The organism is Sphingomonas populi (assembly GCF_004208535.1).
Lineage (GTDB): Bacteria > Pseudomonadota > Alphaproteobacteria > Sphingomonadales > Sphingomonadaceae > Sphingomonas > Sphingomonas populi.
Map to the genome: position 1 here is coordinate 181,232 of NZ_SGIS01000001.1, position 25,273 is coordinate 206,504.

Sequence of the window (25,273 nt, forward strand, 5' to 3'; positions counted from 1 at the left end):
GGGATGGTTACGAACCTCCACAGCCGTTCGTGTCGAGCGAAGTCGAGACACCGATAGCTACAGCAGTTTCTCGATATCCGCCGCGATCGCCTCGGGCGCGGTCCTCGGCCCATAGCGTGCAACCGCCTTGCCGCCGCGATCGACCAGGAACTTGGTGAAGTTCCATTTGATCGATTTCGTCCCGAACAACCCCGGCGCGTCCGCCTTCAACGCCGCGAACAGCGGATCGGCGGCGGCGCCGTTGACGTCGAGCTTGGCGAAGACCGGAAAGGTCACGTCATAGGTCAGCGAACAGAAGGTCGCGATCTCGGCGGCGTCGCCCGGCTCCTGCGCGCCGAACTGGTTGCAGGGAAAGCCGAGCACCTCGAAGCCGCGCGCGGCATAGCGCCGGCGCAGGTCTTCCAGCCCCTGATATTGCGGCGTGAACCCGCATTTCGAGGCGGTGTTGACGATCAGCAGCACCTTGCCGGCATAGGCCGACAGATCGACCGGAACGCCATCCGCGCCGCGCACGGTGAAGTCGGTGATCGCGCTCATGCCGCGTGCCTCGCAAGCAAATACTCAAGGTTCTGCCGCACGCCCGGCCATTCGCGATCGAGGATCGAATAGACCACCGAATCGCGCAGCCGGCCGTCCGCCATGATCTGATGCCCACGCAGCACGCCGTCGCGAGTCGCGCCCAGCCGCTCGATCGCCGCCTGGCTGCGCTTGTTGAGCGCATCGGTGCGGATCTGCACGCACTGGCAGCCCAGCACGTCGAAGGCATGGCCGAGCAGCAGCAGTTTCGCCTCGGTGTTGACCCCGGTGCGCTGCACCGCCGTTGCATAGAAGGTGCCGCCGATCTCGAGCCGGCGGTGCTTCTCGGCGATGCGAAGATAGCGCGTCGTGCCGACCACCTTGCCGCCAGCCAGCACCGCGAACGGCAGCACGCGGCCGTGTTCCTGCCCGGTGAAGGTCTCGTCCATGAAGGCATCGACGTCCTTCAGCCGGGCGACGTTGGCGTAGAACAGGTTCCACAGGCCATCGGTGCGCGCGACCTCGACCAGCGCCGGGCCGTCCTCGCGAGTCAACGGGCGCAGCGTGACGTGCTGGCCCTTGAGCGTCGGCACCGAGCGCCACAGGCTCATCCGAGCGTGCCTTCGTGGAGGCGCACCACCCGGTCCATCTTCTGCGCGAGCCGTTCGTTGTGAGTCGCGACCAGCGCCGCCGAGCCTTCGCCCCGCACCAGCCGCAGGAACTCGGCCAGCACCACGTCCGCCGTGGCCTCGTCGAGATTGCCGGTCGGCTCATCGGCGAGCACCAGCGCCGGCTGGTTGGCGAGCGCGCGCGCCACCGCGACGCGCTGCTGTTCGCCGCCCGACAATTGGCTCGGCCGGTGCGTCAGGCGGTGGCCGAGGCCGAGTGCGGTGAGCAACGCCTCGGCGCGCGCATCGGCGGTGGCGCGATCGGCGCCACGGATCATCTGCGGCAACACGACATTCTCGGCGGCGCTGAAATCCGGCAGCAGATGGTGGAACTGATAGACGAACCCGAGCGACTCGCGTCGGACGCGCGTGCGCCCGTCCGAATCGAGTTCGGCGGCTTCGGCGCCGGCGATGCGGATCGACCCTTCGAATCCGCCTTCGAGCAGCCCGACCGCCTGCAACAACGTGGATTTGCCCGAGCCTGAGGGACCGAGAAGGGCGACGATCTCGCCCTGCCCGACGGTCATATCGACACCGCGCAACACGTCGATCCGCACGCCGCCCTGCTCGAAGCTGCGCGCGAGGCCGCTTACGGCGAGAACGGGGACGCTCATGCCGCGCACTCCAGTTCCCCCGCGAAAGCGGGGGTCCAGAGCCACGAACGCCGTGCTGCGTTGCTCTGGATTCCCGCGTTCGCGGGAAAACGGTTCCGGGGACTATTCATAACGCAACACCTGCACGGGATCGGTACTCGCCGCCTTGAACGCGGGGTAGAGCGTGGCGAGAAAACTGAACACCAAAGCCATCAGCGCGATGGTCGTCACCTCGACCGGATCGGTCTTCGACGGCAATTCGGTCAGGAACCGGATCGACGGGTCCCACAGATTCTGCCCCGTCACCAACTGGATGAAATCGACGATCGACTGGCGGAAGAACAGGAACACGAAGCCCAGCACCAACCCGGCCACCACGCCGAGCGCGCCGATCGTCGTGCCGACCACCATGAAAATCTTCATCAGCCCGAACCGGGACGCGCCCATCGTCCTCAGGATCGCGATGTCGCGCGTCTTGGCGCGCACCAGCATGATCAGCGAGGAGAGGATGTTGAACACCGCGACGAGGATGATGATCGACAACACGGTGAACATCGCCACCCGCTCAACCGCGAGCGCCTGGAAGAGCTGCGCGTTCATCTGCTGCCAGGTGGTTATGACGGCGCGGCCGGCGATCTGGTTTTCGACCGGCTTGAGGATCGCGTTGACCCGGTCGGGATCGACCGTGTTGACCTCGATCATGCCCACCGAATCGTCCATCAGCAGCAGTGTCTGCGCATCCTCGATCGGCATGATGATGTATTTGATGTCATAATCGTACACGCCAACTTCGAAGATCGCGCCGACCGTGTAGCTGACCACGCGCGGCACCGTGCCGAACGGAGTCGACTGCCCGAGCGGATTGAAGATCGAGATCTGGCTGCCGACCTGCGCGCCGAGCGCCTCGGCGAGCCTGCTGCCAATCGCGACCCGGCCGCTGCCGACGGTGATGCTGTTGAGCGACCCCATGATGACCTTGCTGCCGATCGTCGCGTTGGAGCGGATATCCTCGACGCGCATGCCGCGCACCAGAATGCCCTCGGAGCGGCCCGAATAGGTCACGGCCAGCGGCTGCTCGATCAGCGGCAGCGCGCTGGTGACGCCGGGCGTCGCCTTGGTGATCTTCGCGATCTGCCGCCAGTCGGGCAGATCGGTGCCGACCGGCTGGATCACGGCATGGCCATTCAGCCCGACGATCTTGTCGAACAGCTCGGCGCGGAAGCCGTTCATCACGCTCATCACGATGATGAGCGCGGCAACGCCGAGCATCACCGCGACCAGGCTGATGCCGGCTACGAGGAAGATAAACGCCTCGCCGCGCCCCGGCAGCAAATAGCGCTTGGCGATCATGCGTTCGTATCTGGAAAGGATCATATGCGGTGTCTGCCCGGCCCCCGGGAGGTAAGTCGTCGCCGCTCTAGGTCGCGCGTGCGCCGCTGGCAACCTGCATACCCCTGTTGCGTATACGCCACAGCAGCGCCGCAATCGCCGCGCCGGTGTCACAATCCCGGTGACAAAAACGCCATGTCGCCCTAGCAACACAATCACTGAGACACAGGCAACGGCCGTGGTTCGGGGAGAGTTTCCAGTCCCGCCTAAAAGGGCGTGTGGGCGGAGACGATTTGGGGGCTGACGAGCGATCGTCACGCAGGCGCCCGGGCTGGAAACGGCCCGGGCGTTTGCCGTTGGGGCGAAGGTCGCGCCTACGCGACCGGTGCGGGCAAGGCCCGCATCGTCCCAACCGGCCGGCGGGTCGCGCCAGCGAACCCGACCGACGGCGGCTTCGCCGCCGGCGCTACCACCCACCCCGCTCGTCTCGAGCCTATCGAAGTGCGTCCCAACAGCGCTCAGCTGGTCACGGCCTTCGACACGCTCGGGACGAACGGAGAGTGATGTTTGCCTTGGCCGACGGCGTTGCCGCCGCCGACCGTGGCAGACCCATCCACCTGCTACTCGATAAGCAAGCCAATATGTCCGCCGTATTTCCAGCGGCGGAGCATCGCCCCGCCGCTCTCCTCAAAACGACTTCGAGATCGTCGCGCCGATCGTGCGCGGATCGCCCGGCTGGCCGACGATCAATCCGGTCGAGCCCGACTGGGTCGACAGGAGCTCATAGTAATTCTGGTTGAAGGCGTTGCGCACCCACCCGAACACGTTGAAACTGTCCTGCCGGTAGCCCAGCCGGAAGTTCGAGAGCGAATAGCCGTCGATCCAGGTATACGCCGAAACGGTCGGATTGGACGAGAAACGCGAACGATAGCTGCCGTCATAGCCGGCATAGACCTGTCCATCACCGACCGGCACGTTGACCTCGCCGCCGAACGAGAACGACCATTTCGAGATACCGGGCAGTACCGTCCCCGAAATGTCGCAGGATGCGGGGCTGAGCGCGCCCGGCGTCCCAGCGGGACCGGCGGCGCCCGGCACGTTGGTGACGGTGCCTCCGGTCAATTCCGGCGCGCATGGCGCGTTGGTAAAGCGCAGGTATTTGGCGTCGGTATAGGCCCCGTTGGTATAGAGGTTGACCCGTGCGCTCGGCCGATACGACGCATCGAACTCGACGCCACGCACGCGCACCAGCCCGGCATTGGCGAGATAGCCGCGGATCACGGTGGTCTGGCCGTTGTTCACGGTAGCTTGGTAATCATGCACGTCGGTCCAGAACCCGGCGAGGTTGAGCGTCAGCTTGCGATCGAGGAACTGGCTCTTCAGGCCGACCTCGAAATGGTCCTCGCTCTCGGGCTTGACCGTCTGCTTGGTCAGATCGACCGCAATGCTGGTCAGCGTGCTGGTGGTCGAAGCGAGCGGCAGACCCGACAGGTTGATGCCGCCGGATTTGAAGGCGCGGGCATAGGTGGCATAGGCGTGAACGTCCGATGTCACGTCGTAAGAAAGCGTGACGTCGCCCGAGACGTTCCATGCGCTGAACCGCGGACTGTACTGCTGCGGCGCCAGCGTATTTAGCTGGTTCTGGAAAGTGGTCTTGGCCGCGCCGGTCTTGGCGTCGAGCATCGCCTGCGCATTCGCCGCCGTGGCGACGAAATCATACTGACTGTTGTGGATGCTGACGACCGAATCGTAGAATCCCGATTTCTTGTCGTAGTTGACGCGCAGGCCCGGCGCGAAATGCAGCCCGGATATCGGCTGCCAGTTGAGCTTGCCGAATACCGCGAAACTGTCGTTCTTGAAGTTGATCGTGTTGGTCGAGGTCAGGCCGTTCAGCACGTTCGGGTTCTTGCCGTCGGCGCTCGTCGGGTTGAGCAGCCACGCGCTCGCCGCAGTACCCTGAACTTGCGAGCCTTGTGTATTGATCGTCTGGTGAAAGTAGAAAACGCCCGCAGTATAATCGAGCGTGTTCTTCCCGTTGGAGGCGATGCGCAGTTCCTGCGACCATTGCTTCTGCTGCGACGGGTTCTGCGACACGGTGGTGATCGGCAGGCCGACGAAATCGCGGTCGTTCGCCGGCTTCCAGTCCCAATAGCGCCACGCCGAGACCGAGGTGATCGTCGCCGGTCCGATATCCCAGTTGCCGACCAGAGACGCGCCCCCCATTTCCTGCCGCGAGTTGATGCTCGCGTCGAGATCGGTCACGCGGTCGAACGCGTTGGTGCTCGGCACGGTGTAACCCGCCGCCGCCGCGAGCGCGGCATATTGGCGGTTGGTCGGCCGCTGCGTCGGCGCGAGCCGCGCATAATATTGCACGCAGCACAAAGGGTTCTGGACGTTGTAGTCGCCGGTCAGCCGGAAATCGAGATCGGCGCGCGGCTTCCACAGCAACTGGCCGCGCACGCTGAAATTGTCGAGCTTCTGGAGATATGTGTCGCTCGTAGTGTCTTTGATCGTGCCGCCGCGATGGGTGAACGAGGCCGACAGCCGCGCCGCCAGCGTGTCGCTGGTGATCGGCCCCGAGACCGACCCCTTCAACTGCACATAGCCGTAATCGCCGCCGCTCGCCTCGAACTTCGCCTCCGGTGAGAAGCTCGGCGCGCGGGTGGTGATGTTGACCGCGCCCGCCGTGGTGTTCTTGCCGTAGAGCGTCCCCTGCGGCCCGCGCAGTACCTCGACCCGGTCGATATCGACGAAATCGAACGTCGATGCACCAACGCGGCCGACATAGACGCCATCGAGATAGAAGCCGACGCCCTGCTCGATCCCGTCGTTGGTGAGGCCGAAGGGCGTGCCGAGCCCGCGAATGTTGATCGAGGAGTTACGCGGGTTGCTCGAATAGAATTGCAGCGCGGGCTGCTGCTGCTGCAAGCGGTTGACGTTGAACGCCCCGGTCTTGTCGATCGTGTCGCTGCCGATCACCGACATCGCGATCGGCACGTCCTGCGCGCGCTCCTCGCGGCGGCGCGCCGTCACCACCACGTCGCCGTCGGCGGCGGGCTGGGCCTGAACTTGGGCCTGAACCTGGGCCGGCGCGGCATCGGGTTGCGCCGCAGGTGCGTCCGGTACGACGGCAGCCGAAGCGAGCAAAATCGACGTGAGCTGAGCGAACATCATATCCCCTTGAGACTTTCTTATTCGAGTCGCACCTAAATACCCATCGTTTCGATAGGATTTCATCCCGTTCGTTCTTCACACCGCTAAAGTTTCGCTTCGCGGCCCGTCGAAAAATCCACATGCGAGGCCCTTGAACCCGAAAACGAACGCCCCAAATCTGCTGCGTGCGGCGCCAGTCGGGCCGCACGAAACCGGGTGCCGCGCCGCTGTGCGGGCGCCCTTCAGCACCGTTCATTCGCTCACAGGAGGCATGCACATGCGTCAGTTTGATCTCACCCCCTTCCGCCGTTCCGCGATCGGTTTCGACCGGCTCTTCGACATGTTGGAGACCAGCGCGCGCCAACAGGCGGTGGACAATTACCCGCCGTTCAATCTGGAGCGAGTCGCCGAAGACCGCTACCGGATCACCCTCGCCGTCGCCGGCTTCAGCCGTGACGAGATCGAGATCGTCGCCCAGCAGAATCTGCTGCAGGTGAAGGGCAAGAAGGACGAGAAGGAAGGCCAGAACACCTTCCTGCATCTCGGCATCGCCAATCGCAGCTTCGAGCGCCGCTTCGAGCTTGCCGATTTTGTGCGCGTCGATGATGCCCGTCTCACCGACGGCCTGCTCGTGATCGACCTCGTCCGCGAAGTGCCCGAGGCGGCCAAGCCCAAGACCATCGCGATCAAGACCGGCGCACCCCTCGCCGCTGTCGAGAATGCGGCGGTCGACGAAGCACAGGCCGCGTAACGCGCGGCCGGGCGCTCTCACCCCCCTCCCCGATTGAGAGCGCCGCAGGAGGGCGCCCGGAGCGATCCGGGCGCCCTTTTTGTGCGGCTTTTCCGCAGCTTCGATCGGGTGTAGCGGACGCGGATGAAGACGCTCATCGATCCGACCCACGCGCTAGCGCGGGGCCTGCGCGCCATCCGCACGCAATATCAGGTGCCCGAGAGCTTCCCGCCCGAGGTGCTGGCCGCCGCCGAAGCCGCCGCCCGGCGCTCGCCGACCGAACACGTCGACCGCACCGCCGAGCCGTTCGTGACGCTCGATCCGGCCAGTTCGACCGATCTCGACCAAGCGTTCTCGATCGAGGCGGCGGGCGGCGACCTGCTGCTGCGCTACGCCATCGTCGATGTCGCGTGGTTCGTTGGCGACGGCGATCCGCTCGATACCGAGGCGTGGCGGCGCGGCGAGACGATCTACCTGCCCGACGGCAAGGCGCCGCTCTATCCGCCAGTGCTGAGCCAGGGCGCTGCCAGCCTGCTACCCGACGGCCCGCGCCCCGCAGTGATCTTCACCGTCCGCGTCGCCGGTGACGGCGCGGTCAAGCTCGACGGCGCCGAACGCGCGCTGATCCGCAGCCGCGTCAAGCTCGCCTATGATAGCGTCACCGACGCCGACCTCCCCGCCGCCTTCTCCGAACTGTCGCGCCGGATCGCGGCGGCCGAGATGGCGCGTGGCGCAGCCCGCGTCGATCCGCCCGAACAGGAGGTGAGCGCGACCGGACCGGACGCCTATCAACTCGCCTTCCGCCCGCGCCTCGCCGCCGAGGACCAGAACGCCGCGCTGTCGCTCGCCACCAACATGGCGATCGCCGACGCGCTCGCCGCGCACCACACCGGACTGTTCCGCGTGATGGCGGCGCCCGACGCACGCGCCATCGCCCGACTGCGCAATACCGCACGGGCCTATCATCTCGACTGGCCCGAGGCACAGTCGCTCGACGAGTATGCCCGCACGCTCGACGCCGCCGATCCGCAGCAGGCCGCGTTCATGCTCGCGATCCGCCGCGCCGGCCAGGGCGCGAGCTACACGCCGTACCGCGACGGCGTGAAACCGTGGCATGCCGCGATGGCAGCGACCTACGCGCACGCCACCGCCCCGCTGCGCCGCCTCGCCGACCGCTATGTGGTGGAGGCGACGCTCGCCATCGCCAACGGCCGTCCGGTGCCCGAGACGGTCGGCGCCGCGTTCGAGACCTTGCCCAAGGTGATGGCCAAGGCCGAGGCGCTCGGCGGCCAGATCGACCGCGCCGTGATCGATCTCGCCGAAGCGGTGATGCTGTCGCGCGATGTCGGCCAGAGCTTCGACGCGATCGTCACCGACGCCGATGATCGCGGCGCGCGGATACAGGTGTGCGACGCGCCGGTGGTGACGCGGGTGGCGGCGATAGGTGTCGCGCCGGGGGATGCGGTGCGCGTTACGCTGTCCGGGGTGGATATCGAGAAGCGTAGCGTGACGTTCGAGCGAGTTGGCTGAGGGTTGCTCGCCATCCGGCTACCGTCGATGGTAGCCCGACCGTTTGGAAAAGCGAGGACGATCGTAATAGTTGCACCCCCGAACCCCTTTGCATGAGGGCGGAAGTCGCTAACTGTCGATACGACCAATCGGGGGAGCTTCGCATTGATAACGCGCCTGGCCGTTTGTGGATATCGCTCCCTGCGTGACATGGTTTTGGAGGTGGGCCAGCTAACCCTGATCACTGGAGCTAACGGCACGGGAAAATCGAGTCTGTACCGCTCCCTCCGTCTTTTGGCTGAGGCAGCGCAGGGACGCCTCATCGCGTCCCTTGCAGCGGAGGGAGGACTCTCTTCGACCTTGTGGGCTGGGCCGGAGCGGTTCAGCCGAGGAATGATCGACGGCACTCAACCCGTTCAAGCCACGACCCGGTCGGGACCGGTAAGCCTCAGACTTGGCTTTTCGGGGGAGGATTTCGGATACGCGATAGATCTCGGGCTGCCCGAGCCTATGCATCCCTTCCAACGCGATCCCGAAATCAAGGTGGAGGCCATGTGGACGGGTGAGACGCTGGGGCGTGCGAACCTGTTCGCCGAGCGGCGCGGCCAATCGGTTGGCTTGCGCAATAGCGATACCGGCGAATGGCGACGCGCCTTAAGCAATCTGCTGCCCTTCGATAGCATGGTCACACATTGCGCAGATCCCATCGACGGCCTCGAACTGCTGCTCATGCGCGAACGGATGCGGAACTGGCGTTTCTACGATACACTTAGGACTGACGTCGATGCCCCCGCCCGGCGGCCACAGGTGATGACATATACGCCCGTGTTGAGCAGCGATGGCGCCGATCTTGCCGCAGCCATCGCAACCATTCTCGCGGTCGGCGACAGCGGCGCGCTTCAGGAAGCCGTCGCGGATGCTTTTCCGGGCGCGGGTATCATCGTGAATGGCGACGATTACGGTGTCGTGGAGATGCGCCAGCCCGGCCTGTTACGGTCGCTCGGAGCCAAGGAATTGTCGGACGGAACCTTGCGCTATCTGCTCCTGATAGCGGCGCTGCTGTCCCCGCGTCCACCCGATATCATGATCCTCAACGAGCCCGAGGCGAGCCTTCACCCGTCCTTGCTGGATGCGCTCGCCCGGTTATTGATCCGGGCGTCGCGCCATACTCAGATCGTCGTGGTTTCGCACAGCGAGACGCTCATCCATAGCCTCCGTGATAAATACGATGTCCGCGAGATCGCACTGTGCAAGAGACTGGGCGAAACCCGGATCGAGGACCATGATCCACCGCGTTGGGTTTGGCCGAAGCGGTAATCGCGCGTTACTGCTGCAACGCTGTATCGGTCAGAGAGGTCTCCCTCAAACCAATCGGCTCTGCCTCACCGCCGCCTCGATGAAGCTCTTGAACAAGGGATGCGGGTCGAACGGTTTGCTCTTCAACTCGGGGTGGAACTGCACGCCGACGAACCACGGATGGTCGGGCCGCTCGACGATCTCGGGGAGCATGCCGTCGGGCGACATGCCGCTGAACACGAGGCCGCCCTTCTCCAGCGCCTCGCGATAGGCGGTGTTGACCTCATAGCGGTGGCGGTGGCGTTCGGAGATCGTCTCGCCGCCGTAGATCGAGGCGACGACGCTGTTGCCGTCGAGCTTGGCTTCATACGCGCCGAGCCGCATCGTTCCGCCGAGATCGCCGCCTTCCTCGCGCGTCTCGATGCCGGCGTCGCTCATCCATTCGGTGATCATGCCGACCACCGGCTCGGGCGTCGGGCCGAATTCGGTCGAGCTTGCCTCGGCGATGCCGGCAAGATCGCGCGCGCCTTCGACGCAGGCCATCTGCATGCCGAAGCAGATGCCGAGATACGGCACGCGGCGCTCACGCGCGAAGCGGACGCTGGCGATCTTGCCCTCCGCGCCGCGCGATCCGAATGCGCCGGGCACGAGGATCGCGTGCATTGGCTCGAGCTTGGCGGCGATGTCGCTATCCGCCGCCTCAAACAGTTCGGCGTCGATCCACTGGACGTTGACCTTCACCTTGTTGGCGATGCCGCCATGCACCAGCGCTTCGTTGAGCGATTTGTAGGCGTCCTGCAGGCCGACATATTTGCCGACCACGCCGATCGTCACTTCGCCCTCGGGGTTGGTGACTCGGTCCATGATGTCGGTCCAGCGCGACAGATCGGGCGCGCCGCCGGGCGCGATTCCGAACGCGTTGAGGACGGCGATGTCGAGCCCTTCCTCGTGATACTGCACTGGCACGGCGTAGATGCTCTTGGCGTCGAGCGCCGGGATCACCGCTTCCTTGGGGACGTTGCAGAACAAGGCGATCTTGGCGCGGTCGCTCTCGGGCAGCGGCTGCTCGCAGCGGCATACCAAAACGTCGGGCTGTACCCCCAGAGCAGCGAGTTCGCGCACCGAATGCTGGGTCGGCTTGGTCTTCAATTCGCCAGCGGCGGCGATGTACGGCACCAAAGTGACGTGGATGCTGATCGAATTGCCGCGGCCGACATCGTTCTTGAGCTGACGGATCGCCTCGATGAACGGCAGCGATTCGATATCGCCGACCGTCCCGCCGATCTCACACAGCACGAAATCGAGGTCGTCGATCTCGGCCTGCGCGAATTCCTTGATCGCGTCAGTGACGTGCGGGATGACCTGCACGGTCGCGCCGAGATAGTCGCCGCGCCGCTCGCGCGTGATGATCTGCTGATAGATCCGGCCCGAGGTGACGTTGTCCGACTGACGCGAGGCGACGCCGGTAAAACGTTCATAATGGCCCAGATCGAGGTCGGTCTCGGCGCCGTCATCGGTCACATAGACCTCACCGTGCTGATAGGGCGACATCGTGCCGGGATCGACGTTCAGATAGGGATCGAACTTGCGGATTCGCACGCGATAGCCGCGCGCTTGCAGCAACGCCGCGAGGCTCGCCGCCATGAGACCCTTGCCGAGCGAGGAGACCACGCCGCCGGTGATGAAAATGAACCGCGCCATGGGAGGAAACGCCTAACGTCAAACGCCGTGGCACGACAAGCGCGCGACTCCGGCGACCATAAAGAAAAGCGGGGCGATATGCCCCGCGCGAAGCGTCGTGTTAGCGGGCGAGCGGAACGCTGTTGTTGTCGGCCGGGGCTGCGCCATTGCCGATCGCCTGCTTGGCCGCCGAGGAGAACGGTGCCGCGTCATCGGCAGGCGCCTGCGGCACCGGCAGTTGTGCGGCGGGTGCCGCCGGCTTGCCGGTTGCAAGCGTCGTATCGATCTTCGCGGTATGGCCGCGCGCCGCCAGCACGGCGAGGCCGATGCTCAGCGCCACGAACAAGGTCGCCAGCACCGTCGTCGCGCGCGTGAGGAAATCCGCCGCGCCGCGCGCCGACATCAGCCCCGACGGGCTGCCGCCCATGCCCAGACCGCCGCCTTCGGACTTCTGCACGAGAATCACCCCCACCAATAAGGCGGCGATGATGGCGTGAACGACGAGGAGGAACTGGAACAGCATGAAATCGGGCTACCCTGCGGGGAAATTCAAGCGGCGCACATAGGCCCGCAATCCCTGTCGATCAACCGCCGTGGCTGCCAACGCGGGACATTTCGGGCCCGGTCTGAAACCAGAGCGAATGCGGATCGTTACAACTTGCGAGCATCCCGGCCTCCGGGATGCCGAGCTGTTTAACAGAAAGACTCGCCGTGGCCTCTATGTTCAATCGTTCGCTCGATAGCTGGATGCAAGCGCTGGTCGATTATGTCCGGTCCGGTGAACCCGATCTCACCAACCGGCAGATGGCGCTGCTTCTGTTTGTATATCTCACCCCCGGACCGCATACGGTGCGCGGGCTGGCACGCGTTTTGAACGTTTCCAAGCCGGTCGTCACGCGCGCCTTGAATAGACTTGGCTCCCTCGGCTATCTGCGGCGCCAACGCGACGATACCGACAAGCGCAATATCTTCATCGCGCAAACGTCCGAGGGGGCAGATTTTCTTGAAGAGTTCGGCCAGTTTATCGGCGATACAGAGCAGCCAACACCCCGCCGCAAGCCCACGCCGGAGCTTCGCGCTGCTGGGGCACTCGGTCGAGATTGATCCCCGTTTCAACGCGGTACGTCGCGATCTCGCCGACGTGCGGCTGGCTGACCGGGTGTTCGCCCCGCATTACGCCGCTCCCGTGCTGATGGTGATCGCGCGCGAGACCCCGCTGCGCGCCGCGCGTGACGGCGATTCGGATGTGCGGGCTGCGCTGGTGCCCGGCGACGTCTTCGAAGTGTTCGAACTCGCCGGCGGCAACGCCTGGGGCAAGGCGCCCGGTTGCGGGCTGGTCGGCTATCTCGATGAGACGGCATTGGTGAGAGCTTCGTCATGAGCACACGCGTTTTCATTGATGGGGCGGTCGGCACGACCGGCCTCGAAATCCGCGATCGGCTCGCCGGGCGCGCCGATATCGAGCAGATCATCCTCGACGACGAGCTTCGCAAGGACGCCAAGGCGCGCGCCGAAGCGCTCAACGCCGCCGATTTCGTCATTCTCTGCCTGCCCGATGCCGCGTCGCGCGAGGCGGTGTCGCTGATCGAGAACGACCGCACCCGCGTCATCGACGCATCGACCGCGTTCCGCACGACCGAAGGCTGGACCTACGGTTTCCCGGAACTCGAACCCGGTGCCGCCGATGCCGTCGCGTCCGCAGCCCGCGTAAGCAACCCCGGCTGCTACCCGACCGGCTTCCTCGCGCTGGTCCGGCCGCTCATCCGCGCCGGCCTGATCCCGGCCGACTGGCCGCTCACCGTCAACGCGCTGTCGGGCTATTCGGGCGGCGGCAAGGCGATGATCGCCGACTATGAGAACGGCACGCCGCCCTCCGCCGCACGCGCCTATGCGCTCGCGCTCGCCCACAAGCATGTCGGCGAGATGCAGAAACATGCCCGCGTCGAGCATCCGCCGATCTTCACCCCCACCGTGGCCAACACCTATCGCGGTATGATCGTTGAAGTGCCGCTGCCGCTCCACGTCTTCCCGCGCCGCCCGTCGCTCGCCGCGTGCGAAGCAGCACTGCGCGACGCCTACAAGACCTCGCCGATCGTCCGCGTCGTGGATGGCGATGCCACCACTGTCGCGATCGAGGATGATGCGGGCACCGACCGGCTCACCTTGCGGGTCTGCGGCAATGCCGAGACCGGCCAGGCGCGGCTGATCGCCACGCTCGACAATCTCGGCAAGGGTGCCGCCGGCGCCGCCGTGCAGAACCTCAATCTGATGGCCGGGCTGGACCCGGTCGCGGGGCTGACGCTTTAAACGGCCACCGATTCGTTTCGCCGACGCGAACCAAGGAGATCGACAAATGCCAGGAACGCGCCAGCCAGTCGCCAAGCTGCTGCTGTTCGGAGCGACGGGCGATCTCGCCCAGCGCATGCTGCTGCCCTCGCTTTATGGGCTGCACGCCGACGGCCTGCTCCCCGAGGCGTTGACCATTACCGGCACCGCGCGCGCCGAGCATGACGACGCCGATTACCAGAAGTTCGCCGAAAAGGCGTTGAAGCAGTTCCTGCCCGACGACCGCAAGGACGCCGAGAAGATCAAGAGCTTCCTCAAGCGGCTCGGCTATCAGGCGCACGACGCCGCCGATGTCGAAGGCTATAAGACGCTCGCCGAGAAGGTCGGCGATGTCTCGGGCGGGCTCGCCATCTTCCTGTCGACCGCGCCGTCGCTGTTCGAGCCGGTCATCAAGGGCCTCGCCTCAGCCGGTCTCGCCGGCGAGACGGTGCGAATCGGACTCGAAAAGCCGCTCGGCTACGATCTCGCTTCCAGCCGCGAGATCAACGACACGGTCGCGACCGCATTCAGCGAGGACCGCACCTTCCGCATCGACCATTATCTGGGCAAGGAAACCGTCCAGAACATCATGGCGCTGCGCTTCGGCAATTCGTTCTTCGAGCCGATCTGGAACGCGCAGGGCATCGACAACATCCAGATCACCATCGCCGAGACGGTCGGGCTGGAGGATCGCGCGTCTTATTATGATGGCGCCGGCGCTCTGCGCGACATGGTCGCCAACCACATGCTCCAGTTGCTCGCGCTCGTCGCGATGGAGGCGCCCGCCAAGTTCGACGGCGCCGCGATCCGCGATGAAAAGGCCAAGGTGTTCCGCTCGATGCGCCCGATCGCGCCCGATCAGGTGCCCGCCAACACCGTCACCGGCCAATATGGCGCGGGCGCGGTCAAGGGCGAGATCGTTAGGGGCTATATCGACGAACTCGGCCAGCCCTCCACCACCGAGACCTTCGTCGCGATCAAGGCGCATGTCGACAATTGGCGCTGGCAGGGCGTGCCCTTCTACCTGCGCACCGGCAAGCGCATGACGACGCGGCGCAGCGAGATCGCGATCCAGTTCAAGCCGGTGCCGCACTCGATGTTCCGCAACCGCGGCGGGCTGCTCCAGCCCAACGTGCTGGTGATCCGCTTGCAGCCCGAGGAATATATCCAGATCCTCGTCATGGCCAAGGAACCGGGCCTCGACCGCGAGGGCATCCGCCTGCGCGAACTGCCGCTCAATCTCAGCCTCGACGCCGCCTTCGCCGGCAAGCCGCGTCGCATCGCCTATGAGCGCTTGCTGCTGGATCTCATCGAAGGCGACCAGACTCTGTTCGTCCGCCGCGACGAGGTCGAGGCGCAATGGGAATGGATCGACGCGATCCGGGCCGGCTGGACCGCCAACGACACCAAGCCCAAAAGCTACCCCTCGGGAAGTTGGGGGCCGAGCGCCGCGATCGCGCTGACCGAGCGCGACGGGGTTACCTGGCAGGACGATTGAACGCCCCCCTATCCCGTTCGTCCTGAGTAGGGGCTGAGCGAAGTCGAAGACCCGTATCGAAGGACATTGCCCGGAGCGTGCCCTTCGATACGCCGCTTCGACAGGCTCAGCAGCTACTCAGGGCGAACGGACTGATTTACGCATTAAGGACAAAGACATGACCGACGAAGTCGAATGGTGGGATTATGACGATGCAGCCGAGATGGCCGGCGCCGTCGCAGGAGACATCGCCTTCATCATCGAAAGCGCGATCGATGCGCGCGGCGGCGCGGTCATCGCGCTCGCCGGCGGCAAGACGCCGATGCCGATCTACGAGAAACTGGCTGCGACCAAGCTCGACTGGAAGCGCGTGACGATCGTGCCCGGCGACGATCGCATCGTGCCGCTGGGCGATCCGTTGTCGAACGTCACCGCGATCGGCAAGATCTTCATCCCCAAGGGCGCACGCGTCATCCCGCTCATCAGCGAGGCCGCCAAGGATTACAAGGCGGCGGGCAAGGCCGCCGACGCACGGCTCGGCGATCTGCACTGGCCGCTCGATCTGTGCCTGCTCGGCGTCGGCGCCGACGGGCATACCGCCTCGATCTTCCCCGGCCCCGATTACGACGAAGCGGTCAACGGCCCCAAGGAGCGCCGCGCTTTGGGCGTGATGCCCGATCCGCTGCCCGCCGACGCGCCGGTGCCGCGCGTCACGCTCAGCCTGTCGGCGATCACCACGGCGCGCGCGCTGATGCTCGCCGTGACCGGCGACGCCAAGCGCAAGGTGATCGAGACCGCGATCAAGCAGGGTCCGGCCTCGAAATATCCGATCGGTCGCGTGCTGGCCGATGCCGAATTGCCCGCCGACATCCATTGGGCGCCCTGACCCGATAAAACGTTACACCTACGACCACCCCCCTGTTTCGCGTGCGCAGGTCACGCGATAAGAGGGGGGTGCGCGTCGGCGCGCCCTACCCGCCCCAAGGGACATTCAGATCATGACGCTCCACCCCGAGATCGCGGCCGTCACCGACCGGATCATCAGCCGTTCGAAGCGCACGCGTGACGCCTATCTCGGCCTGATCGGGCGCGAGCGCGACCAGCATATCGCCCGCCCCGGACTGAGTTGCGCCAACCTCGCGCACGGTTACGCCGGCACCGAGGAGGATCGCGACGCGATGCGCGTGGCCAAGGCGATGAACATCGGCATCGTCACCTCGTACAACGACATGCTGTCGGCGCACGCGACCTATTATCGCTATCCCGAACAGATGAAGGTGTGGGCGCGCGAGGCCGGCGCGACCGCGCAGGTGGCAGGCGGCGTGCCGGCGATGTGCGACGGCGTGACGCAGGGCTATGCCGGCATGGAATTATCGCTGTTCAGCCGCGACACGATCGCGCTCTCCACCGCGATCGCGCTCAGCCACGGGCTGTTCGAGGGCGCAGCGTTGCTCGGCATTTGCGACAAGATCGTCCCCGGCCTGCTGATCGGGGCATTGCGCTTCGGCCACCTGCCGATGGTGCTGATCCCCGGCGGGCCGATGCCGACCGGCATCCCCAACAAGCAGAAAGCGGCGGTGCGCGAGGCCTTCGCGGAAGGGAAAGTCGGCCGCGAAGACCTGCTCGACGCCGAGATCGCCGCGTATCATTCGAAGGGCACCTGCACCTTCTACGGCACCGCCAATTCAAACCAGATGATGATGGAGATGATGGGCCTCCACATTCCCGGCGCGGCCTTCGCCAACCCCGGCACAAAACTCCGGCAGGAGTTGACCCGCGCGGCGGTTCACCGCCTCGCCGAGATCGGCTGGGACGGCGACGATTACCGCCCGATCGGCCTGTGCGTCGATGAGAAGGCGATCGTCAACGCGGCGATTGGCCTGCTCGCCACCGGCGGCTCGACCAACCATCTCATCCATCTGCCCGCGATCGCAGCCTCGGCGGGAATCGTCATCGACTGGGAGGATTTCGACCGGCTCTCGCGGACGGTGCCGCTGATCGCGCGCGTCTATCCCAACGGCGCCGCCGACGTGAACGGGTTCGAGGACGCCGGTGGCATGCCCTATGTGATCCGCGAACTCGCCGACGCCGGGCTGCTCCACCGCGATCTGCTCACGATCGGCCACGGCGACATGACCGATTATGGCAAGCGCCCGGTCGTGGCCGGCGATGGCCTCGTCTGGGAAGATCCCGGCGCGAGCGGCGACGATACGATCCTGCGCCCCGCCGCCGCGCCCTTTTCGGAAGAAGGCGGTTTCCGCATCCTCACCGGCAACCTCGGGCGCGGCTGCATCAAGGTGTCGGCGGTCGATCGCGACCGCTGGACGATCGAGGCGCCGTGCCGCATCTTCCAGACCCAGGCCGAGGTGCAGGCCGCGTTCCAGGCCGGCGAACTCGACCGCGACGTGATCGTCGTGGTCCGCTTCCAGGGGCCACGCGCCAACGGCATGCCGGAGCTGCACAAGCTGACGCCGACCCTCGGCGTGCTCCAGAATCGCGGTTACCGCGTTGCGCTGGTGACGGACGGGCGCATGTCGGGTGCAAGCGGCAAGGTGCCAGCCGCGATCCACTGCTCGCCCGAAGCGCTCGGCGGTGGACCGCTCGCGCTGCTGCGCGACGGCGACGTGGTGCGGATGTCGGCGGAAACCAACGAACTGGTCGCGTCGGTCGATCCCGCCGAATGGGCGCTGCGCCAGCCAGTCGAGGCGCCACCGCCCGCCGAGGGCATGGGCCGCGAGCTGTTCGGCATGTTCCGCAGCCTCGCCAACGAGGCTGAAAAGGGCGCATGCGCCGTACTCGCGGGGATGGAATGATGCAGGTCGTCGCTGTCGATATCGGGGGCACGCACGCCCGCTTCGCCATCGCCGAGGTCGAGGGCGGTCATGTGTCCTCGCTCGGCGAGCCGGTCACGCTCAAGACCGCCGAGCACGCCTCGCTGCAAACTGCGTGGCAGGCGTTCGGCAAGACGCTCGACCGACCGATGCCGCGCGCCGCCGCCATCGCCGTCGCCTCGCCGGTCGACGGCGATCTCATCAAGCTCACCAACAATCCGTGGATCATCCGGCGCGGGTTGGTGAAGGAGCGGCTCGATGTCGACGAGTTCGTGCTGGTCAATGATTTCGGCGCAGTCGGCCATGCCGTCGCGCAGGTCGGGCCGGAGATGTTCGAACACATCACCGGCCCCGACGTGCCGCTGCCCGATCACGGCATCATCTCGATCGTCGGCCCCGGCACCGGCCTCGGCGTCGCGCAGGTGCTGCGCGAGAAACGCGGCTATCATGTGTTGGAAACCGAAGGCGGCCACAGCGACTTCCCGCCGCTCGACAGCTTCGAAGACGCGCTGCTCAAGCGGCTGCGCACGCTGCACGGCCGCGTCTCGTCCGAACGTGTCGTCTCCGGCCCCGGCATCGTCGCGATCTACGAGACGCTCGCCGAGATCGACGGCCGCCCGGTGGCGCGGCTCGACGACAAGGCGATCTGGCAAATGGCGTTGGAAGGCACCGACAGCCTCGCGCTTGCCGCGCTCGATCGCTTCTGCCTCGCGCTCGGCGCCACCGCCGGCGACCGCGCGATCTGCCAAGGCGCGAAGGCCGTCGTCATCGCCGGCGGTCTTGGTCTCCGCATCAAGGATCACATCGTTCAATCGGGCTTCGCCGAACGCTTCAGCGCCAAGGGCCGCTTCCGCGCGATGATGCAGGCGCTGCCCGTCAAGCTCATCACCCATCCCCAGCCCGGCCTGTTCGGCGCCGCGGCCGCCTTTGCCCAGGAGCATCACCAGTGAGCAATATTCGCGACCTTATGCTGATCGCCCCCGTCATCCCGGTCATCGTGATCGACGACGCGGCGACCGCCCGCCCGATCGCCGAAGCGCTCGTCGCCGGCGGCATCCGCGTGCTCGAAGTCACGCTGCGCACGCCCGCCGCGCTCGACGCGATCCGCGAGATGAAGCAGGTGCCCGGCGCGATCGTCGGTGCCGGCACGGTCATCAACCCCGACCAGTTCACGCAGGCGATGGACGCGGGCGCCGAGTTCATCGTCTCGCCCGGCCTCACCGAACGGCTCGCGCGCCCGATCATCGACAGCGGTGTGCCGTTCCTGCCGGGCACCGCCAATGCCGCCGACATCATGCTCGGCCTCGATCTCGGCCTGACGCACTTCAAGTTCTTCCCGGCGATGGCGGCGGGTGGCCTGCCGGCGCTGAAGGCACTCGCCGCGCCGTTCAACCAGTGCAGCTTCTGCCCGACCGGCGGCATCACCGAGGCGACCGCACCCGATTGGCTGGCATTCGATCCCGTCCTGTGCGTCGGTGGAAGCTGGGTGCTCGGCGGCACGCCAGCCGAGATCGAGGCGAAGGCCCGCGCGGCAATGGCACTGCGCGGCTGAGGGTGCCCCGGCGGGCGTTTAGATGCCGTGTTCCTTACGGAACGCCCGCCACTTCATCACATTGGCGTTATGCTGTTCGAGCGTGTCGGCGAAGACATGCCCGCCCGATCCATCCGCAACGAAGTACAAAGCGTTCGAGCGTGCAGGATTGAGCACCGCGTCGATGCTCGCCCGCCCGGGGTTGCAAATCGGCCCGCTCGGCAGCCCGACCATCGCATAGGTATTGTAGGCGTTGACCTCGTGAATCCACGGCGGCGGGATGCGCCGGCCGAGCGGGCGACCGAAGGTGTGCGGATAGATGATCGTCGGATCGGCCTGGAGCATCATGCCGCGCTTGAGCCGGTTCGAATAGACCGCCGCGACCGTGCTGCGCTCGCTGGGTTTGCCGGTCTCCTTCTCGACGATCGAGGCGAGGATCAGCGCCTCGCGCGGCGTCGTCACGACGATCCCCGGCGCGCGCTTCGCCCATGCATCGGCGAGGTAGCGGCTCATCGCTTTCTGCATCCGCGCGACCATCGCCGCGCGGGAGTCGCCACGATCGAAGCTGTAGCTGTCCGGCAGCACCGAGCCTTCGACCGGCACGGCGACATTACCCTTGAGTTCGGTCGCCTTCATCAACACGTCGCGGACGATCACCGAGGGCAGCCCCTCGGGGACCGTCACGAAGCGCTGGAGCGTGCGGCCGCCCTGCAGCAGCTTGAGGATATCGGCCTGGCTGAGATGCGCCGGGATGCGATACTCGCCTGCCTTGATCGGCGCGCTGGACCCCAGCACTTTCGCGAGAACGCGGAAGCGGCTCGCGGAGGTAATCGCGCCGGCCTTCTGCAATTGCTCGGAGGCGCCCGCCAGCGTGCTGCCCTGCGCCACCGTCACGGTGACGTTGCGGGTAAGCGGCCCGCGCCCGGACCACACATGCAGCACCCCGAAGAACCCGACGATCGCCGCCAGAACGATCAGCAGCGTGAGGCAGCCGAGCTTGCGCACCTTGCCTAGATCGCCTTCATCACCAGCGAGGCGTTGGTGCCGCCGAAGCCGAACGAATTGTTCAGCACCGCCTTGACCTTGCGCTCCTTGGCCTTGTGGGGCACGAGATCGACACCGACGCAATTCTCGCTCGGATTGTCGAGGTTGAGCGTCGGCGGCACGATCTGATCGCGCATCGCGAGGATGCAGAAGATGCTCTCGACCGCACCCGCGCCGCCGAGCAGATGCCCGATCGCCGACTTGGTCGACGACATCGAAACGCCGTCGAGCGCGCTGCCAAACAGCCGGCGCACCGCGCCGAGTTCCAGTTCGTCGCCGAGCGGAGTCGAGGTGCCGTGCGCGTTGATATAGTCGATGTCCTCAAGCGCGAGGCCCGACTTGCGCATCGCCATCTGCATCGACCGGAACGCGCCCGAGCCTTCGGGGTGCGGCGCCGTGACGTGATAGGCATCGCCCGACAGGCCGTAACCAATCACTTCGGCGTAAATCTTCGCACCGCGCGCCTTGGCACGCTCATATTCCTCGAGCACGACCACGCCAGCGCCCTCGCCCATCACGAAGCCGTCGCGGTCGCGATCATAGGGGCGGCTGCCGCGCCACGGCTCATCGCGAAAGCCGGTCGATAGCGCGCGCGCCTGCGCGAAGCCGGCGATACCGATCGGGCAGATCGCGCCCTCCGAGCCACCCGCGAGCATCACGTCGGCATCGTCCATCGCGATCATCCGCGCGGCGTCGCCGATCGAATGCGCGCCGGTCGAGCAAGCGGTGACGACCGCGTGGTTCGGCCCCATCAGCCCGTATTTGATCGAGACCTGACCCGAAATGAGATTGATGAGCCGACCATGCACGAAATGCGGGCTGACCCGCTTCGGCCCCTTGGCGGCGAGCACCAGCGATTCGCTCTCGATACCCGGCAGTCCGCCGATCCCGGCGCCGATCGAACAACCGGCACGGAAACGCTCTTCCTCGGTCATATCGAGAAGGCCGGCGTCTTCGATCGCCTGGCCGGCGGCATCGATGCCGTAGATAATGAACGGATCGACCTGGCGCTGGACCTTGTGATCGACGCGCTTGCCCGGATCGAAGCCATATTCGTGGCCGGCCGGCTTGACCTCACACGCGTAATTCATCTGGAAATCGGTCGCGTCGAAGCGCGTGATCGTGCCCGCGCCCGATTTCGCGGCGATGAGGTTGCTCCACGCGGTCTCGACATCCGCGCCAAGCGGCGTGACGAGGCCCAATCCGGTTACGACGACACGGCGCATGGCCATCTCCGTTTCTTATTTGCTCTTCAAAACAGAACGGCTCCCCGCCCCTATGCGAACCCTGGGACGGGGAGCCGGTCCTATGTCTTCAAGGCCCCGATACGGGCCGGGCGCCGCCTTGCGGGCGGCGCCCGCTCGATCAGCCCTTGTGCTCGTCGATGAAGGTGATCGCGTCCTTCACGGTCGCGATCTTCTCTGCAGCGTCGTCGGGGATTTCGACTTCGAACTCCTCTTCGAACGCCATCACCAGCTCAACGATATCGAGGCTGTCGGCGCCCAGATCATCGATGAAGCTCGCATCCTCCGTCACCTTATCGGCTTCGACGCCGAGGTGCTCGACGACGATCTTCTTTACGCGATCGGCAGTCTCGCTCATGTTCATGTCCCTCTCATGAAGTGTGGGGTCTAAATTCCGGTTTGCACGTAGAACGCGGTTCCGGCCCGCGCAAGGGGCTGTGACGTTTCGGGGCAGCGCCGAAGCGCACCCCGACCCGTCAGATCATCGCCATGCCGCCATTGACGTGCAATGTCTGGCCAGTGACGTAACCCGCTTCCTTGCTGGCGAGATAGACGACGGCGGCGCCGATGTCAGCCCCCTCGCCCATCTTGCCCGCCGGAATCTTCGCATTGAGCGCATCCTTCTGCGCATCGGGCAGCACGTCGGTCATCGCGGTGCGGATGAAGCCCGGCGCGACGCAATTTACGGTGACATTGCGCGCGGCGAGTTCCTGCCCGAGCGCCTTCGACATGCCGACGATACCGGCCTTGGAGGCGGCATAGTTCGCCTGCCCGGGATTGCCGGTGGTGCCGACGATCGAGGTGATCGAAATGATCCGGCCGAAACGCGCCTTCATCATCGGCTTGGCGGCGGCGCGCATCAGCCGGAACGCGGCTTCGAGGTTGACGCGGATCACCTGATCCCATTCGTCATCCTTCATGCGCAGGATGAGATTGTCGCGCGTCACGCCAGCGTTGTTGACGAGGATGTCGAGCTTGCCGAGCGCAGCCACGGCCTGCGGCACCAATGCATCCACTGCGGCGGCATCGGAAAGATCGCAGGGCAGCGCGACATGATCGCTCCCGAGGCTGGCGCGAAACGCTTCGAGCTTGTCCGCATTGGACCCCGAAACCGCCAGACGCGCCCCCTGCGCCGCCAACGCCTGAGCGATCGCCGACCCGATCCCCCCACTCGCGCCGGTGACCAGCGCTGTCATGCCTGTAAGGTCGAACATCTCATTCTCCAGAAGTGTCGATTTGGTTCACGCGGAGGCGCGGAGGCGCAGAGGAGCGATGGTTATTGACCACGCGGCGCAGCCCTTCCTTGAGCGTCTCGCCTCCGAAATTGATAAGCAGCCCTACGGGCTGCTTCATTAAGCGAAGATATGTCAGCAACTGCTTGCCATGCACAGGCATCAGCCGCTCGACGGATTTGATCTCGACGATGAGGCGGTTGTCGATGAGCAAATCCACGCGAAACGCGGCATCGAATCGCAGCCCCTCGAACTCGATGTCGATCGGGCTTTGCCGAACGACCGAATAGCCGATGTCGGTAAGCTTCGCCGCTAACACCATCTCGTAGACACTTTCGAGCAAGCCCGGGCCAAGATCGCGATGCAATCGCAACGCGACGTCGATAACGTCGCCGGTAATCGCATCGATATCCTTCATCCCGTTCTCTCTGCGCCTCCGCGCCTCCGCGTGAACAACTCCTACAAGCTTTTCGCCAGCGCCTCGATATCGTCCATCGTGACGACACTCACCGTCTCCACGTCGGCAGCGGTGCGTTTGACCATTGCGGTCAGCACCTTGGCACCGAACTCGACGAAACGCTCCACGCCGGTATCCGCCATCGCCAGCACCGATTCGCGCCAGCGCACCATGCCCGTCACCTGTTCAACGAGCAGCCGGCGGATCGTGTCGGGGTCGCCGACCGGGCTTGCCGTCACGTTCGCGAACACCGGCACCAGCGGCGCGTCGATGCGCGCCTCGGCGAGCGCCGTTTCCATCGCATCGGCGGCGGGCTGCATCAGCACGCAGTGGAACGGCGCCGAGACCGGCAGCAGCACCGCCTTCTTCGCCCCGAATTCCTTGGCAATCGCAACGACGCGGTCGATCGCGCCTTTCGCGCCCGACAGCACGACCTGCGACGGATCATTGTCGTTGGCGACAGTGCAAACCTCGCCCTCGCTCGCGGCATTGGCGATGATGCGGGCCTTTTCCAGATCGGCTCCGAGCAACGCCGCCATCGCGCCCTCCCCGACCGGCACCGCCGCCTGCATCGCGAGGCCGCGATGCTTGAGCAGCAGCGCCGTCGTCGGCAGATCGAGCGCTCCCGCCGCGCAGAGCGCGGTATATTCGCCGAGCGAATGGCCCGCGACATAATCAGCCTTGTCGGCGAGGCGGATGCCGCCCTCCCGCTCCAGCACGCGCAACGTGGCGATGGCATTGGCCATGATCGCCGCCTGCGAATTTTCGGTCAGCATGAGGTCTTCGGCCGGCCCCTCGGTCATCAACCGGAAGAGATGCTGGCCGAGCGCGTCGTCGACCTCCTGGAACACCTCGCGCGCGACGGCACTCGCGTCGGCAAGCGCCTTGCCCATGCCGACAGCCTGACTACCCTGCCCCGGAAAAATGAATGCGCGCATCGTTCATGTCCTTCAGATCAGGCGCGTCGCCCTAGAAACCTGAACGAACTTACGCAAGCGGCGACACTTTGTGACGCTTTACCGGTGTTCGCGGGACGGGCCTGATACAATCGCACCCTAGATTGCTCTCGACGCCGGGAGAAGGCGCCGTTGAAAAACAGGAGCTGAAACGTGAAAAAGTTCATCCTCGCCGCGCTGGCAACTTCGATCCTCGCCAGCCCGATCGCGATGGCGCCCGCCGAGGCGCAGGGCCGTCAGGATCATCAGGAGCGCCGCACCACCGTCGTCCGCGAAGGGCCGCACGGCCGCACCGTCGTGACGAACCGCACCGTCGTCAACAACCGCAACAATTATCGCCGCTGGAACAAGGGCCAGCGCTTCGATCGGCGCTATGCGCAGAACTACCGCGAGATCAACGATTGGCGCGCGTATCGCGGTCGTCGCCTCTACGCCCCGCCGCGCGGCTATCATTGGGTGCGTTCGGGCAATGACGCGGTGCTCGTCGCTGTTTCGGGCAGCTTGATCGGCGCGGTGCTCGCGGGCGCGTTCAACTAAGGCCTGTCGCGGAAGCAAGAACGCTTGCTTCCGATGCGAAAATCGCTAAGGAACCGCACTCCGGGGTGGAAGGCACACGCTTTCCGCCCCGGTTGCTATTGAAGACGACAGCCGGAGGGGCGTTCGCATGGTGCGGGCGTCAGCGATCGGCCAAGATAAGGTAAA

At 65.6% G+C, this 25,273-nt stretch carries 25 protein-coding genes; 12 read left to right on the forward strand and 13 right to left on the reverse strand.

Annotation, left to right across the window (positions count from 1 at the left end; translation table 11 throughout):
* Window positions 1-57 precede the first annotated feature (57 nt).
* The 5 genes from EWE75_RS00855 to EWE75_RS00875 all read right to left on the reverse strand — a co-directional run bounded on the left by EWE75_RS00855 (window position 58) and on the right by EWE75_RS00875 (window position 6,277).
* On the reverse strand, window positions 58-537 hold the full coding sequence (locus tag EWE75_RS00855; protein WP_130154802.1) for a glutathione peroxidase: 480 nt from the start codon (window positions 535-537) through the stop codon (window positions 58-60).
* Window positions 534-1,127, reverse strand: a complete 594-nt coding sequence (locus tag EWE75_RS00860) for a GNAT family N-acetyltransferase (protein ID WP_130154803.1) — start codon at window positions 1,125-1,127, stop codon at window positions 534-536. Before EWE75_RS00860 ends, EWE75_RS00855 begins: the two co-directional genes overlap by 4 nt.
* The gene (locus EWE75_RS00865; protein ID WP_069205430.1) at window positions 1,124-1,798 is read right to left on the reverse strand and encodes an ABC transporter ATP-binding protein; all 675 of its coding nucleotides are present in this window, start codon (window positions 1,796-1,798) and stop codon (window positions 1,124-1,126) included. Before EWE75_RS00865 ends, EWE75_RS00860 begins: the two co-directional genes overlap by 4 nt.
* A gap of 102 nt (window positions 1,799-1,900) precedes the next feature.
* Window positions 1,901-3,151 carry a lipoprotein-releasing ABC transporter permease subunit gene (locus EWE75_RS00870; RefSeq protein WP_130154804.1) on the reverse strand — a complete coding sequence of 417 codons (1,251 nt, stop codon included), beginning with the start codon at window positions 3,149-3,151 and terminating at the stop codon, window positions 1,901-1,903.
* 642 nt (window positions 3,152-3,793) lie between these two features.
* Window positions 3,794-6,277 carry a TonB-dependent receptor gene (locus EWE75_RS00875; RefSeq protein ID WP_130154805.1) on the reverse strand — a complete coding sequence of 828 codons (2,484 nt, stop codon included), beginning with the start codon at window positions 6,275-6,277 and terminating at the stop codon, window positions 3,794-3,796.
* 259 nt (window positions 6,278-6,536) lie between these two features.
* Here EWE75_RS00875 and EWE75_RS00880 point away from each other — a divergent pair, with 259 nt between their 5' ends.
* From EWE75_RS00880 to EWE75_RS00890, 3 genes are all read left to right on the forward strand, one after another.
* Entirely contained in the window at window positions 6,537-7,010 is a 474-nt protein-coding gene (locus EWE75_RS00880) for an Hsp20 family protein (protein WP_130154806.1), read from the forward strand.
* A gap of 123 nt (window positions 7,011-7,133) precedes the next feature.
* Window positions 7,134-8,519 (forward strand): RNB domain-containing ribonuclease, encoded by a 1,386-nt coding sequence (locus EWE75_RS00885; protein ID WP_130154807.1) that lies wholly within the window; start codon window positions 7,134-7,136, stop codon window positions 8,517-8,519.
* A 189-nt stretch (window positions 8,520-8,708) separates the two neighbouring features.
* Window positions 8,709-9,815 (forward strand): AAA family ATPase, encoded by a 1,107-nt coding sequence (locus tag EWE75_RS00890; protein ID WP_130154905.1) that lies wholly within the window; start codon window positions 8,709-8,711, stop codon window positions 9,813-9,815.
* A 45-nt stretch (window positions 9,816-9,860) separates the two neighbouring features.
* Here EWE75_RS00890 and pyrG read toward each other — a convergent pair whose 3' ends face one another.
* Both pyrG and secG read right to left on the reverse strand, forming a co-directional pair.
* Window positions 9,861-11,495, reverse strand: coding sequence for a CTP synthase (pyrG, locus tag EWE75_RS00895; RefSeq protein WP_130154808.1), 1,635 nt, complete (start codon window positions 11,493-11,495; stop codon window positions 9,861-9,863).
* A gap of 100 nt (window positions 11,496-11,595) precedes the next feature.
* Entirely contained in the window at window positions 11,596-11,994 is a 399-nt protein-coding gene (gene secG, locus EWE75_RS00900) for a preprotein translocase subunit SecG (protein WP_130154906.1), read from the reverse strand.
* A gap of 227 nt (window positions 11,995-12,221) precedes the next feature.
* Between secG and EWE75_RS00905 the strand changes: the two genes are divergently transcribed.
* The 8 genes from EWE75_RS00905 to eda all read left to right on the forward strand — a co-directional run bounded on the left by EWE75_RS00905 (window position 12,222) and on the right by eda (window position 19,659).
* Window positions 12,222-12,578, forward strand: coding sequence for a MarR family transcriptional regulator (locus EWE75_RS00905; protein ID WP_130154907.1), 357 nt, complete (start codon window positions 12,222-12,224; stop codon window positions 12,576-12,578).
* A 37-nt stretch (window positions 12,579-12,615) separates the two neighbouring features.
* Complete coding sequence (locus EWE75_RS00910; RefSeq protein WP_231708136.1) at window positions 12,616-12,855, forward strand: SH3 domain-containing protein; 240 nt, start codon at window positions 12,616-12,618, stop codon at window positions 12,853-12,855.
* Window positions 12,852-13,781, forward strand: a complete 930-nt coding sequence (gene argC / locus EWE75_RS00915) for an N-acetyl-gamma-glutamyl-phosphate reductase (RefSeq protein WP_130154809.1) — start codon at window positions 12,852-12,854, stop codon at window positions 13,779-13,781. The genes EWE75_RS00910 and argC overlap by 4 nt, the downstream gene beginning before the upstream one ends.
* Before the next feature lie 46 nt (window positions 13,782-13,827).
* On the forward strand, window positions 13,828-15,297 hold the full coding sequence (gene zwf, locus EWE75_RS00920) for a glucose-6-phosphate dehydrogenase (protein ID WP_130154810.1): 1,470 nt from the start codon (window positions 13,828-13,830) through the stop codon (window positions 15,295-15,297).
* Between the two features lie 157 nt (window positions 15,298-15,454).
* Window positions 15,455-16,162, forward strand: coding sequence for a 6-phosphogluconolactonase (gene pgl / locus EWE75_RS00925; RefSeq protein ID WP_130154811.1), 708 nt, complete (start codon window positions 15,455-15,457; stop codon window positions 16,160-16,162).
* A gap of 112 nt (window positions 16,163-16,274) precedes the next feature.
* Window positions 16,275-18,089, forward strand: a complete 1,815-nt coding sequence (gene edd, locus EWE75_RS00930; protein WP_130154812.1) for a phosphogluconate dehydratase — start codon at window positions 16,275-16,277, stop codon at window positions 18,087-18,089.
* A complete protein-coding gene (glk, locus tag EWE75_RS00935; RefSeq protein ID WP_130154813.1) occupies window positions 18,089-19,057 on the forward strand; it encodes a glucokinase in 969 nt (322 codons plus the stop codon). Before edd ends, glk begins: the two co-directional genes overlap by 1 nt.
* 17 nt (window positions 19,058-19,074) lie before the next feature.
* Window positions 19,075-19,659, forward strand: coding sequence for a bifunctional 4-hydroxy-2-oxoglutarate aldolase/2-dehydro-3-deoxy-phosphogluconate aldolase (eda, locus tag EWE75_RS00940; protein ID WP_130154909.1), 585 nt, complete (start codon window positions 19,075-19,077; stop codon window positions 19,657-19,659).
* 18 nt (window positions 19,660-19,677) lie between these two features.
* Here eda and mltG read toward each other — a convergent pair whose 3' ends face one another.
* The 6 genes from mltG to fabD all read right to left on the reverse strand — a co-directional run bounded on the left by mltG (window position 19,678) and on the right by fabD (window position 24,553).
* A complete protein-coding gene (gene mltG, locus EWE75_RS00945) occupies window positions 19,678-20,643 on the reverse strand; it encodes an endolytic transglycosylase MltG (RefSeq protein ID WP_130154814.1) in 966 nt (321 codons plus the stop codon).
* 5 nt (window positions 20,644-20,648) lie between these two features.
* The gene (gene fabF, locus EWE75_RS00950; protein WP_069207326.1) at window positions 20,649-21,908 is read right to left on the reverse strand and encodes a beta-ketoacyl-ACP synthase II; all 1,260 of its coding nucleotides are present in this window, start codon (window positions 21,906-21,908) and stop codon (window positions 20,649-20,651) included.
* A 139-nt stretch (window positions 21,909-22,047) separates the two neighbouring features.
* Entirely contained in the window at window positions 22,048-22,284 is a 237-nt protein-coding gene (locus EWE75_RS00955) for an acyl carrier protein (RefSeq protein ID WP_069207325.1), read from the reverse strand.
* A gap of 118 nt (window positions 22,285-22,402) precedes the next feature.
* The gene (gene fabG, locus EWE75_RS00960; protein WP_130154815.1) at window positions 22,403-23,140 is read right to left on the reverse strand and encodes a 3-oxoacyl-[acyl-carrier-protein] reductase; all 738 of its coding nucleotides are present in this window, start codon (window positions 23,138-23,140) and stop codon (window positions 22,403-22,405) included.
* 1 nt (window position 23,141) lies between these two features.
* A complete protein-coding gene (locus EWE75_RS00965) occupies window positions 23,142-23,576 on the reverse strand; it encodes a GxxExxY protein (RefSeq protein ID WP_130154816.1) in 435 nt (144 codons plus the stop codon).
* A gap of 41 nt (window positions 23,577-23,617) precedes the next feature.
* A complete protein-coding gene (gene fabD / locus EWE75_RS00970; RefSeq protein ID WP_130154817.1) occupies window positions 23,618-24,553 on the reverse strand; it encodes an ACP S-malonyltransferase in 936 nt (311 codons plus the stop codon).
* A 171-nt stretch (window positions 24,554-24,724) separates the two neighbouring features.
* On the opposite strand from fabD, the gene EWE75_RS00975 reads away from it, so the two are divergent.
* On the forward strand, window positions 24,725-25,108 hold the full coding sequence (locus EWE75_RS00975; RefSeq protein WP_231708137.1) for an RcnB family protein: 384 nt from the start codon (window positions 24,725-24,727) through the stop codon (window positions 25,106-25,108).
* The last annotated feature ends 165 nt before the right edge of the window (window positions 25,109-25,273 follow it).

Coding starts and splice junctions, on each gene's coding strand:
- EWE75_RS00855 (WP_130154802.1), bottom strand. CDS start 537: ATGAGCGCGATCACCGACTTCACCGTGCGCGGCGCGGATGGCGTTCCG.
- EWE75_RS00860 (WP_130154803.1), bottom strand. CDS start 1,127: ATGAGCCTGTGGCGCTCGGTGCCGACGCTCAAGGGCCAGCACGTCACG.
- EWE75_RS00865 (WP_069205430.1), bottom strand. CDS start 1,798: ATGAGCGTCCCCGTTCTCGCCGTAAGCGGCCTCGCGCGCAGCTTCGAG.
- EWE75_RS00870 (WP_130154804.1), bottom strand. CDS start 3,151: ATGATCCTTTCCAGATACGAACGCATGATCGCCAAGCGCTATTTGCTG.
- EWE75_RS00875 (WP_130154805.1), bottom strand. CDS start 6,277: ATGTTCGCTCAGCTCACGTCGATTTTGCTCGCTTCGGCTGCCGTCGTA.
- EWE75_RS00880 (WP_130154806.1), top strand. CDS start 6,537: ATGCGTCAGTTTGATCTCACCCCCTTCCGCCGTTCCGCGATCGGTTTC.
- EWE75_RS00885 (WP_130154807.1), top strand. CDS start 7,134: ATGAAGACGCTCATCGATCCGACCCACGCGCTAGCGCGGGGCCTGCGC.
- EWE75_RS00890 (WP_130154905.1), top strand. CDS start 8,709: ATGGTTTTGGAGGTGGGCCAGCTAACCCTGATCACTGGAGCTAACGGC.
- pyrG (WP_130154808.1), bottom strand. CDS start 11,495: ATGGCGCGGTTCATTTTCATCACCGGCGGCGTGGTCTCCTCGCTCGGC.
- EWE75_RS00905 (WP_130154907.1), top strand. CDS start 12,222: ATGCAAGCGCTGGTCGATTATGTCCGGTCCGGTGAACCCGATCTCACC.
- argC (WP_130154809.1), top strand. CDS start 12,852: ATGAGCACACGCGTTTTCATTGATGGGGCGGTCGGCACGACCGGCCTC.
- zwf (WP_130154810.1), top strand. CDS start 13,828: ATGCCAGGAACGCGCCAGCCAGTCGCCAAGCTGCTGCTGTTCGGAGCG.
- pgl (WP_130154811.1), top strand. CDS start 15,455: ATGACCGACGAAGTCGAATGGTGGGATTATGACGATGCAGCCGAGATG.
- edd (WP_130154812.1), top strand. CDS start 16,275: ATGACGCTCCACCCCGAGATCGCGGCCGTCACCGACCGGATCATCAGC.
- glk (WP_130154813.1), top strand. CDS start 18,089: ATGCAGGTCGTCGCTGTCGATATCGGGGGCACGCACGCCCGCTTCGCC.
- eda (WP_130154909.1), top strand. CDS start 19,075: ATGCTGATCGCCCCCGTCATCCCGGTCATCGTGATCGACGACGCGGCG.
- fabF (WP_069207326.1), bottom strand. CDS start 21,908: ATGCGCCGTGTCGTCGTAACCGGATTGGGCCTCGTCACGCCGCTTGGC.
- EWE75_RS00955 (WP_069207325.1), bottom strand. CDS start 22,284: ATGAGCGAGACTGCCGATCGCGTAAAGAAGATCGTCGTCGAGCACCTC.
- fabG (WP_130154815.1), bottom strand. CDS start 23,140: ATGTTCGACCTTACAGGCATGACAGCGCTGGTCACCGGCGCGAGTGGG.
- EWE75_RS00965 (WP_130154816.1), bottom strand. CDS start 23,576: ATGAAGGATATCGATGCGATTACCGGCGACGTTATCGACGTCGCGTTG.
- fabD (WP_130154817.1), bottom strand. CDS start 24,553: ATGCGCGCATTCATTTTTCCGGGGCAGGGTAGTCAGGCTGTCGGCATG.